The 10,467-nt window shown below is 51.8% G+C and carries 7 protein-coding genes; 4 read left to right on the top strand and 3 right to left on the bottom strand.

Annotated elements, in window-relative coordinates; translation table 11 throughout:
- Positions 1-968, bottom strand: a 968-nt coding sequence (locus G9Q73_RS18715; protein WP_177421134.1) for a methyltransferase domain-containing protein, incomplete at its 3' end; no start/stop codon positions are given.
- Between the two features lie 361 nt (positions 969-1,329).
- Here G9Q73_RS18715 and G9Q73_RS18710 point away from each other — a divergent pair.
- From G9Q73_RS18710 to G9Q73_RS18700, 3 genes are read left to right on the top strand one after another with little or no spacing between them, the layout of a single operon-like run.
- Entirely contained in the window at positions 1,330-1,914 is a 585-nt protein-coding gene (locus tag G9Q73_RS18710; RefSeq protein WP_177421133.1) for a TetR/AcrR family transcriptional regulator, read from the top strand.
- The gene (locus G9Q73_RS18705; RefSeq protein WP_177421132.1) at positions 1,911-2,978 is read left to right on the top strand and encodes an efflux RND transporter periplasmic adaptor subunit; all 1,068 of its coding nucleotides are present in this window, start codon (positions 1,911-1,913) and stop codon (positions 2,976-2,978) included. The genes G9Q73_RS18710 and G9Q73_RS18705 overlap by 4 nt, the downstream gene beginning before the upstream one ends.
- Positions 2,975-6,112, top strand: a complete 3,138-nt coding sequence (locus G9Q73_RS18700) for an efflux RND transporter permease subunit (protein ID WP_177421131.1) — start codon at positions 2,975-2,977, stop codon at positions 6,110-6,112. Before G9Q73_RS18705 ends, G9Q73_RS18700 begins: the two co-directional genes overlap by 4 nt.
- Here the strand turns inward: G9Q73_RS18700 and G9Q73_RS18695 are convergent.
- Entirely contained in the window at positions 6,096-6,797 is a 702-nt protein-coding gene (locus G9Q73_RS18695) for a hypothetical protein (RefSeq protein ID WP_246345401.1), read from the bottom strand. The two genes, G9Q73_RS18700 and G9Q73_RS18695, sit on opposite strands and share 17 nt — an antisense overlap.
- Positions 6,798-6,920: 123 nt before the next feature.
- A complete protein-coding gene (locus tag G9Q73_RS18690) occupies positions 6,921-9,053 on the bottom strand; it encodes a dihydrolipoyl dehydrogenase family protein (RefSeq protein WP_177421130.1) in 2,133 nt (710 codons plus the stop codon).
- A 168-nt stretch (positions 9,054-9,221) separates the two neighbouring features.
- On the opposite strand from G9Q73_RS18690, the gene G9Q73_RS18685 reads away from it, so the two are divergent.
- Positions 9,222-10,467: isochorismate synthase (locus G9Q73_RS18685; protein ID WP_177421129.1), on the top strand; the 1,246-nt coding region annotated here is incomplete at its 3' end.

Genomic DNA, 10,467 nt, shown 5'->3' with positions numbered 1-10,467 from the left:
TAGTGGGTATCCCAATTCCCATAGAATTCAAAGTATTCACTGAAGCGGGTTTCGTTCAGCATCCGGTAGGTATTGCCACAAACCAGAAACATTCGCCCCTTATCGATGATGTGGTGATTGTCCAGCGCGAAGGCCTGTTCGCTTTCCGGGATACCGCCTTTGTAGACCACCGCCTGTCCGTAGTCCTCGCAGGCCGGTTCCAGTCCGTCCAGTTTGAAGAGTCGGTAGGTTGCAGAGTAGAATCCGATGTAGCCGATCTTCTCTTCGATCTCCGGATTATCGATTGTGATCGGGCGATCCTCCACCAATCTGGGGTCGGCAAATCCCGCCTTTTTTGCCAGATTCTGAAAATCGTTCCAGTAGAGTGCGCCACTCAAGCATTCGCCGTAGAGTACAGGGTCGGAAATCAGATGCTCAGGCACCCGCCGGTCGGAATAGACATCAGAAAAATAGAGCTCACCACCAGGCTTGAGCAGGCGATAGGCTTCCCGCAACACGGCCTCTTTATCGGGTGAGAGGTTGATGACACAGTTGGAGACAATGATGTCGAAACTGTTCCCCTCCAAACCAAGCTCATCCAGCTTCTCAATATAGCCCTTGCGAAACTCGACATTGCTCTTGGCGTAACCAAAACGTTCCCGGTGCCACTCGACATGGCGATTCGCGACTTCGAGCTGCTCCTCGGTCATGTCCACGCCAAGCACATATCCAGACTCCCCGACCATCTGCGCCAGCGCATAGCAGTCCCGGCCAGAACCGCTTCCCAGATCGAGAATCCGTGCCCCTTCAAGCAGTTGGGGGCTCACCAAACCACAGCCATAGTAGCGGGCCATGACCTCATCGTGAATATTGGACAGTGCATCGCGCAGATAGCCAGGCATCTCAGCGTCAGTGCAACAGGCATTTGTCTGAAGGTCTCCAGAGTGCTGCAGCACCTTGCCGTAATACTCTTTTACCGTATCTTTCATCTCTCTCAAATCTCTTTTACTGGTGTGACAGCCCGCTAGAAAAGCGGTTCGGCAAACCACAGTATTACGAAATAAACCCCGAGTCGACAGGAGTTGTCGCAGAATGCGCGCAATTTTGCTTCTCACGACCCTCACAGACCTCTTACGGGTCGCTGGCAAAACACTTGACAGTCAGTAGGACCACATCTGGCCTTGGTATGATCTGCCTGGATCGCACTTTTCAACCCTAAGTCCTCGCGAACAGGTGAGTTTTCAACTCGCCACCTATGTGGCTCTGAAATCATTGACAGAAATCCACTGGTCATTTATCTTTTTGAAGAGGTTAATAAACGTTAATTAATGCACACTGGGAAGAACATCCGTGAGCAATACAAGAACAGCCATTCTCAAGGCGGCAATCCTTCTATTTTCTAAACGAGGGTATGAAGGGGTTTCCATGCGCAATATCGCGGGTGCAGTTAACATCAGCACCCCCGCTTTATACAACCACTTCAAGGATAAACAGTCACTATATATTGCAGTCATCACCGATACATTCGAGAATAAGTCAGAATTGTTACTGCAAGCTTTGACCGGGCAGCAAAAACCAATATTACGCCTGCAGAACTTCATCACTCGATTGAGTGAAATGCTGCATGATGATCCTGATTTTCGTCGCCTGATGCAGCGCGAATTATTGGATGGCGATGAAAAACGTCTACGCTACCTGGCTCAAGAGGTTTTTGGGTCGTCGTTCCAATGCATGATGGATCTGTTGATTGAACTGAAGCCGGATTGTGATGCGCATAGTCTCGCGGTGATCATCATTGGCATGGTCCAAAAGCCTTATGAACTCAACCCACTGGATCGTTTCTTCCCCGGCAGTCAACAGCAACATAAGGATCCTGCTTATATAAGCAAGCAGGTGATGGCCGTTTTATCCGCTTATTTGGGAGATAGAGCATGAATCCGTTATTTCTGTTTGCGCCATGGTTGCTGCTTACTCTCAGTACCCTTGTATCAGCAGCCCCTGCTGAAGATTCTTTGCCGCCCAAGAGTACGCCGGTCACCATGGTCAAAGCCATTCAGACAACCATGATTTCAACAACTATGGTTCGGGGAGAGATTGAGAGCCCCAGCACACCCCATATCGCAGCAAAGGTCTCAGCAGAAGCTGTGAGCATTAAGGTCGACGAAGGTATGCATGTGGAGTCAGGGCAACTGCTGGCGAAACTTGATGATGAAACATTTAGAATTTCCGAAGAAATCGCCAGCGCCGAAATCCAGCGCTTACAAATCCTGATTGACAATCAGCAACGAATTCTGAAGCGCAATAAAGAACTGTTCGAAAAAAAACTGGCTTCACAATCAGTTCTGGATGATGCGCTAACAGCTCTGAAACAGTCCCAGGCAGAATTGATCAGCGCTAGTGCCAAGCTTAAAGAAGCTCGCTATCAACTATCTCATACCAGAGTAACCAGTCCAGTAGAGGGTGTTATTCAACAACGGACAGTTTCCAAGGGTGACTACGTCAAACCTGGCACCCTGTTGTTTCAGATAGTATCGACAGATAGTTTGCGTGCTCGTCTCTATTTCCCGGAGCCGTTGGCTGCTTCGATCCATTTGGGTATGAAAGTAGAGTTAACCCAAGGCAGGAAAACCGTAAGCGGCGAAGTGAACCGCATACGCCCCATGCTGGAAGATAGTAATCGGGCGTTACATGCACTGGTTGATTTTAAGAACGAGGGCAACTGGAAGCCCGGCTCCAGCATTGTTGCCAGGGTAATACTTGATGAGCATAAACAGGCGGTAGCCGTGCCTGAAAAAACGCTGGTACGCCGTCCCGTAGGCGTTGTGATATATAGGATAAAAGATGACACAGTGACAGAGCAGGTGGTCACCACAGGATTGAAACAAGGAGATCTGATTGAAGTAACGTCTGGCCTTAGCGCAGGGGATTCTATTGTCTTGGATGGCGCCGCCTGGCTAACTGATGGTGCAAGAGTGGAGATTCAGGAAACCGGTCAATGAATCTGCCAGCTTTTTCCATAAAGAATCATGTGCTGACCTATATGCTCAGCTTGGTACTGATCCTCTTTGGTGTGATCAGTTATAACCGCATAGGGGTTGATCGTCTGCCAAAAATTGAATTCCCCATGCTCTCCGTATCAACGGTATTGCCAGGCGGAGACCCTTCCATTATCGATGCGTCTGTGACCAATGTCATCGAATCAGCTGTGAACAGTATTTCCGGTATTGAAACGATTCAGTCGTCATCATTGGCCGGTGTGTCTGTAGTCATCATTCAGTTTGAACTGTCAAAAGATATCGATACGGCATTTAACGAGATGCAGGCAAAGATCAACGAGGTAATACGCCTGTTGCCCAACGATACTGAAACACCTATCGTCAAAAAGGTGGAAGTTGGTGGAACCCCTGTCATGTGGCTCTCATTGCAGGGAGATCGTACCCTGCAACAGCTGAATCTCTATGCCAAAAACATCATCAAGAAACGGCTGGAAACAGTGAGTGGCGTAGGTAACGTGTTGATCGCCGGAGAACGTGAACGCACCGTTCGGATCAATCTGGATATCCATCGCATGGCTGGACTTGGTATTGCGGTGGATGATGTGGTTGTCGCTTTTAAACGTGAACACATCAAGTTACCTGGCGGCTTTGTAGTCAGCTCTGATCGTGAACAACAACTCAAGCTGGACCTTGAATACCATGATCTGCATGCACTGAAAAAACTCATCGTCAGCTATCGGAATCATCTGCCGGTTTATCTGCATGAGGTTGCTGATATCGAAGATGGTCTGGAGGATTTCAGACGATTTGCCAGCTATAACGGTAAGCCCGCTGTTGGCCTGGGGTTAATCAAGATATCCGGCGCCAACACGGTAGCAATCATCGAAGAAGTCAAACACAGATTGGATAGCGAGATCCTGCCGCAGCTCCCGCCTGGCATGAAACTGGAAATAGTCGTGGATGATGCTGACCTGATAACGGCTATCGTTGAAGGGTTAAAGACACATCTTTTCGAAGGCACACTGCTGGCAGCACTGGTGGTCTGGTTATTTCTGAAGAGTATGCGCTCCACACTGATTGTAGCCACTGCTATTCCTGTCTCGCTACTGGGCGCCGTTGCAGCGATCTACTTCGCAGGCTATACCTTTAACACCATGACCATGCTGGGGTTACTCCTGCTCATCGGGGTAGTGGTCGATGATGCCATTGTGGTATTGGAAAATACATTTCGGCATATGACGGAAGATCCTGATACCGCACCAGAAGTGCATGCAGTTCAAGGCGCCAGTCAGGTCATGTTTGCCATCCTGGCCGCCACTTTTACCCTGGTTTCCCTGTTCGGCGCGGTGGTATTTATGGAAGGAATCATTGGTCGGTTTATCGGTTCCTTTGCGGTGGTGGTTGTTTTTGGCGTCATGATTTCTCTGTTTGTCTCGGTTACGCTCACCCCCATGTTGTGTGCTAAATACCTGCGTGTCAAAACGAGCCATGGTTTGATCTACCGTGTACTGGAATCCATATTTCAGGGCATAGAGCGCTTGTACAAAGCAGCACTCGGTTTTGCCATTCATCAACGTCTGCTGGTTATATTGCTGGCGGCTCTGACCGTCTATGCCAGCGGATGGTTCATGGGACAGCTGGGCAAAGGTTTTATGCCGGAAGAAGATCAGGCTCGCTTTATCGTCTCTATAAAGACGCCCCTGGGTTCCAGTATTGAATATACCCGTGATCGGCTTCACCGGGTTGAGAACATCCTGAAACAATATGATGAAATTCACGGCCTGTTCAGCACCATTGGAACCGGTGACAGAGGCCAGGTTAATCAGGGTGAAATCTATGTCAGTCTGATCCCCAGGGAACAGCGGGAATTACACCAGACCCAAATCATTGAAAAGGTGCGGGTAGATCTTGCCAAAATACCGGGCGTTAAAGCCTTTGCAGCTCCAGTTCCAATAATTGGGGGACAGCGCGGCGAGCCACTCCAGTTTGTGCTCAAGGGACCAAATCTGGAAAAGGTGGCTGCACTGTCAACGGAGCTTACCAATAAACTACAGCAAATTCAGGTCATTGGACCGATTGATACTGACCTGCAGCTGGATATGCCTGAACTCAAACTCATTCCCAACCGCGAAAAAGCCAGCGATGCGGGACTGGATGCCTTGACCGTCAGCAATGCACTACGAGTACTGGTCGGTGGTTTGGATGTAGCCAAATACAACGATGAGCCTGGCGATGGTGAGCGCTATAATATACGTCTCAAGACGGCACCTGGCACCATGACCTACGAAGGTGAGTTGCAACAGGTCTATCTGCGCAATCAATCTGGACAGCTGGTCAGACTGGATAGCGTGGCGCACTTTGAAGCTGGACTGGGGCCTGCCACCATTGGTCGATACAACCTGCAATATGCCGCTACTTTTTTTGCCACACCCACGATTCCGGAAGGCGATGCTTCTGTGATCGTGCTGGATGAAGCAAAAAAACTACTACCCACCGGCTATCAGGTAGAACTTATCGGTCGCGCCAAGGAATTCAGTAAAACAGTAGGCTATATCATGTTTGCTTTTGCCACAGGATTGATCCTGGTTTACATGACACTGGCCAGTCAGTTTAACTCATTCATTCAGCCCCTGATTGTCATGGTAGCTCAACCACTTGCCATTATCGGTGGTATATTTGGGCTTTGGTTAGCCGGACATTCACTGAATATCTACTCCATGATCGGCCTGGTTTTGCTGGTCGGGCTGGTGGCAAAAAACTCTATACTGCTCATCGACCTGACCAATCAGATGCGAGCACAGGGCAAGCCAATCAATGAGGCCTTACTGGAGGCCTGTCCCATACGGCTAAGACCTGTACTGATGACATCGCTGACAGTTATTCTTTCCATGATCCCTGCAGCCATGGGCATAGGTGCCGGAGCCGACACAAATGCGCCACTCGCAGTAGCTGTTATTGGCGGCATGGTCAGTTCAACACTGTTGACCCTGATTGTAGTGCCTGCGGTTTATTCATTAGTAGAAAATGGACTGGCGCGGATACGGCATCAGATGCTTGATACAAAACAGCCTTCAACAACCTTATCAAACGCTCCAAAACCTAATGAACAGAGTCATTTAACTAATCGCAACGGCTGAACAGATCCGCATTTCCCAGAGCCTCCCTGCATTGCGCCCCGGCATAGGTAAGGATGTCCGACGATGAAACCCGCTCATCCAGTTCCATCAGCAACAATTGATTGGCAAGATCACAGGACTGAGTACCTGCACACTGCAGCCGCGTTCCGCACACCTTTTGTCGCAGGACTTCACAGGGCGTGCTCGGTGCACCCGTGCGGCGTTTGGTGCAAGTCTGAAAATAGTCGCTATTAGTCAGTGCGTCGAGACAGAAGCGTGAGCTTTCGCTAGGACGTCCGTCCCACTGCTGTTGCGCCTCCTCCTGCTCAAGCATCAGCAACTGCCGGGCAGGGTTGCAGGCAGGATGTTTACGACACTCATCGTTTCGGCCACAGACCTTTCGGGCAAGCAACGTACACGCCTCCCGCTCCTCCTCCATCTGCTGCTGTCTCTGAGACTCCAGTAGCAACACATCCCTCACCACGACACCATCCCTCACAATAATCACGGCACCGTTTTCGAGCCGATGGACACCATCCCACAGCTGGGAGGTCACACCCTCGGATGAGCGGGTGGCTTTGTTGGTGACGGGGTCGATCGTTACGCTGCCACCGCCGAGCAGGTCGCCCTCCCATGCTTTCTCGGAAGCACTGAGCACGAAAGGCAGAAAAAACAGTAAGAGAAAAAGAGCCCTATGTGACTGCATGAAAATCACCCTGGAGAAGCGCTTGAAAAAGTTCGAATCATCCTCATGAAGAATAACATAGATTACTAATGCAATAACCGGTGTCCGGCAAACTTGCAGACCTCTCCCTGTTTCTTTCGCCCCTCATCTGCGCCATGCGTGAAACCGCTCAACCCAGTTCAGCAATTTTTCCGGTTTGTGATTCCTCTTCCAGACCCCCGCCACGTATTTATTGGCCTCGAACAGGGTCGGGTAGATATGAATGGTGCCGAGAATCTTGTTGAGACCAAACCCGTGGCGCATGGCGGCGGTGAATTCGCCGATCAACTCCCCTGCATTTTCGCCGACGATGGTGGCGCCGAGGATCTTATCCTTGCCCGGCACAGTGAGTACTTTCACCATGCCATGTGCCTCACCTTCGGCGATCGCCCGATCAAGCTCAGAGAGATCGAAGCGGGAGACTTCATAGTCGATGCCCTGCTGTTTCGCCTCCTGCTCATTCAGACCAACCCGGCCCACCTCGGGATCGGTAAAGGTGGCAAAGGGGATCACCGAGTAGTCGACCTTGAACTTTTTGAAGCTGCCGAAGAGGGAATTTACCGCCACATACCAGGCCTGATGAGCCGCTGTGTGGGTAAACTGGTAGGGGCCAGCCACATCACCGCAGGCATAGACGGTGGGGATACGGGTCTGCAGATACTCGTTCGTCTCGATGGTGCCGTTCGGATTCAGGGGAATATCCAACGCCTCCAGACCAAAACCCTGGGTATTGGGGCGACGCCCCACCGCGACCAATACCTGATCGAAGGCGACTTCGACGGTTTCTCCATCGTGGTCGCAAAGCAGTCGTTTCTCGCCATCCACCACCTTGAATTCGGTGGCACGATGACCGGCCAGTACATTGATCCCCTCCGCGAGAAAGCGTTCGGTGACCAGCGCGGCCACATCCTCATCCTCGCGAATCATCAGTCGCGGCGCCATCTCCACCATGGTGACCTGACTGCCGAAACGGGCAAAGGCCTGGGAGAGTTCGCAGCCGATGGGACCGCCACCGAGCACCAGCAACCGCTGTGGGAGCTCCCTCAGCTGCCACAAGTTGTCCGACGTCAGATAATCGATCTGATCGAGACCCGGAATCGGCGGCACAAAGGGACGCGCGCCGGTGGCAATAACGATGCCCCGGGTGGTGATCTCACGGCCATCCACTTCCACCACATAGGGCGAGGTAATCTTCGCCTCACCCTGGATCACGTCGACACCCAGTTCCGAATAGCGTTCAACAGAATCGTGAGGTTCAACCTCGCCAACCACCTTTTGCACCCGTTCCATGATTTGGGCAAAGTCATATTTTACGTCGATTGCATCGAATCCCCACTCCTGGGCGCGCCTTGATTGGGCCAGAATCCGTGACGAACGGATCAGCGCCTTGGAGGGAACACAGCCGGTATTCAAACAGTCTCCACCCATCTTGTGTTTTTCGATCAGGCTCACTTTCGACTTTACTGCGGCAGCTATATAGGCGGAGACAAGACCAGCGGAGCCAGCACCGATCACCACAAGATTTCGATCGAACTTCGCTGGCCGTTTCCATCCAGCCATGGCGCGACGCACCTTGACCAGTGCGACAAACTTTTTCGCCAACAGGGGAAAAAATCCGAGCAGCACAAAGGAGCCAATCAGACCTGGTGACAGAATCCCTGACAATGAGTCGAGTCCGGCCAGTTGGGTACCCGCATTGACGTAGACAATCGTTCCCGCAAGCATGCCGACCTGACTTATCCAGTAGAAGGTCCAGGTTTTGATTGGCGTCAACCCCATCACCAGGTTGATGACAAAGAAGGGAAAGAGTGGAACCAGACGCAGGGTGAACAGATAGAAGGCGCCATCCTTCTCTATACCTGCATTGATCGATTTCAAACGGTCTCCAAAACGTGACTGGACCGAGTCCCGCAGCAGAAACCGGGCGATGACAAAGGCCAGCGTTGCCCCGATGGTAGAGGCGAAAGAGACCAACAGCAGCCCCCAAAACAGGCCGAAAACCGCCCCCACCGCCAGAGTCATCACCGTTGCCCCCGGTAGTGACAATGCAGTTACCAACACATAGACAACAAAAAACAGCGCCGTCGCAAACAAAGGCTCAGACCGCCGCCACTCGATCAATGCATCCCGCTGTGTCTGCAGGTACTCCAGGGTAAGGTATTGGGTCAGATCAAAGTAAAAAAACGCGCCGACCAGCCCGAGAACCACCAGCAACAAAAACCCTTTTTGTCTGTTCATCAGTCCTGTTATCTCTCAATGGTTGTATTTGTCAGACCCTACTACGCGAGAGAGTCTCTCGCGGATTCATTCGCCACAGTCCCACAATAGGCCATACATAGAAAAAACGTAATGCCTGGCCAGCATGGAATCTCCTTTCCTATTTCTGAATCAGGTACCATTAAGTCCATGTTTGACCGTCAGGCGCTTATCGAGCGCGTCCAGAAAAAACTCCAGAAGGTGCTGCAAGACCATGCAGCCACCTCAGATCAGGTCGTCACCCTGACGCTGCCCCTGCCGAAGGTCCACCTGCACAACCTGTCGGCCATGGCTGACGACAACTGGTTTTTCTGGGCCAAACCCGAACAGGATGAATATGTCATCGGTATCGGAGATGCGCTGACTGTCACCACATTCGGAGAGAACCGCTTGAAACGCCTGGCAGCCGCATTCAAACAGTTGCAAAGCCGTTGGGTACAGCTCGATCCGGAAAACACGACCTGTCACCCCATTACTTTCATCGGTTTTGCCTTTGCACCCGATGACCCTATGGATGCGGCATGGAATGGTTTGCCCAACACAGGTCTCTTTCTCCCACAACTGCTGCTGCAACAGAGAGACAACAGCTGCGTACTCTCCTGCAGTTGGGACAGCAGTGTCGATAACGACACAGACATCATCTGTGGGCAGTTGATCGGACGCCTCGAAGAACTGATTACCGCACTGTCACATAAACCGGGACCATCGGGACAACGCACAACCTTGACCCGGATTGAATCGACCCCAACACCGGATAAATGGCTGAGGCTGGTTGAGCAACTCCAGTCCGGGATAACGCGCGGCGAACTGGAAAAAACCGTGCTGGCTCGACATATCCGGGTGCAGGCCCAACACATACTGAGTCCTGTACGGCTCTCTGCAACCCTAAACTGCCTCTATCCCCGCAGTCTCCATTTCGCCACCCGTTTCAATGGTGTAACGTTGACCGCCGCCACGCCGGAACGTCTGCTCTCCTGCCGAGGCTCAGAGATCATCTGTGATGCTGTCGGCGGCACAACACAGCGCAGCGCTGAAGAGAACAGAGATTTGGCATTCGGCCAGGCACTGCTGTCTGATCCCAAGACCGCACATGAACACCGTGTCGTGATTGATACCATCAAACAGGCCTTGACCCCCTTCTGCTCCCATCTGCAGCACCCTCAAAAGCCGCAACTGCTGCCACTTCGAAACCTGCAACATCTCTTGACTGAAATTCGAGGTGAGATAAATCCTGGTATCGGCCTGTTGGATATCGCTGCCAAACTGCACCCCACCGGCGCGGTGAATGGTGCACCATCCGGAAAGGCCTTTGCCTGGCTGCAGCAGAATGAACCACTCAACCGGGGTTGGTATACCGGCGCGGCAGGATGGCTGAGCTCATCTGGAGACGGAGAGT

Origin of the sequence: endosymbiont of Lamellibrachia barhami (assembly GCF_011947365.2) — a bacterium.
Classification (GTDB): domain Bacteria; phylum Pseudomonadota; class Gammaproteobacteria; order Chromatiales; family Chromatiaceae; genus QGON01.
Note: the sequence above shows the minus strand (reverse complement) of the source record. Positions and strands in the feature narration are given on the sequence as shown.

Bases quoted from the DNA above. Each gene is read 5' to 3' on its own strand.
- G9Q73_RS18705 (WP_177421132.1), top strand. From the start codon at position 1,911: ATGAATCCGTTATTTCTGTTTGCGCCATGGTTGCTGCTTACTCTCAGT.
- G9Q73_RS18700 (WP_177421131.1), top strand. From the start codon at position 2,975: ATGAATCTGCCAGCTTTTTCCATAAAGAATCATGTGCTGACCTATATG.
- G9Q73_RS18695 (WP_246345401.1), bottom strand. From the start codon at position 6,797: ATGCAGTCACATAGGGCTCTTTTTCTCTTACTGTTTTTTCTGCCTTTC.
- G9Q73_RS18690 (WP_177421130.1), bottom strand. From the start codon at position 9,053: ATGAACAGACAAAAAGGGTTTTTGTTGCTGGTGGTTCTCGGGCTGGTC.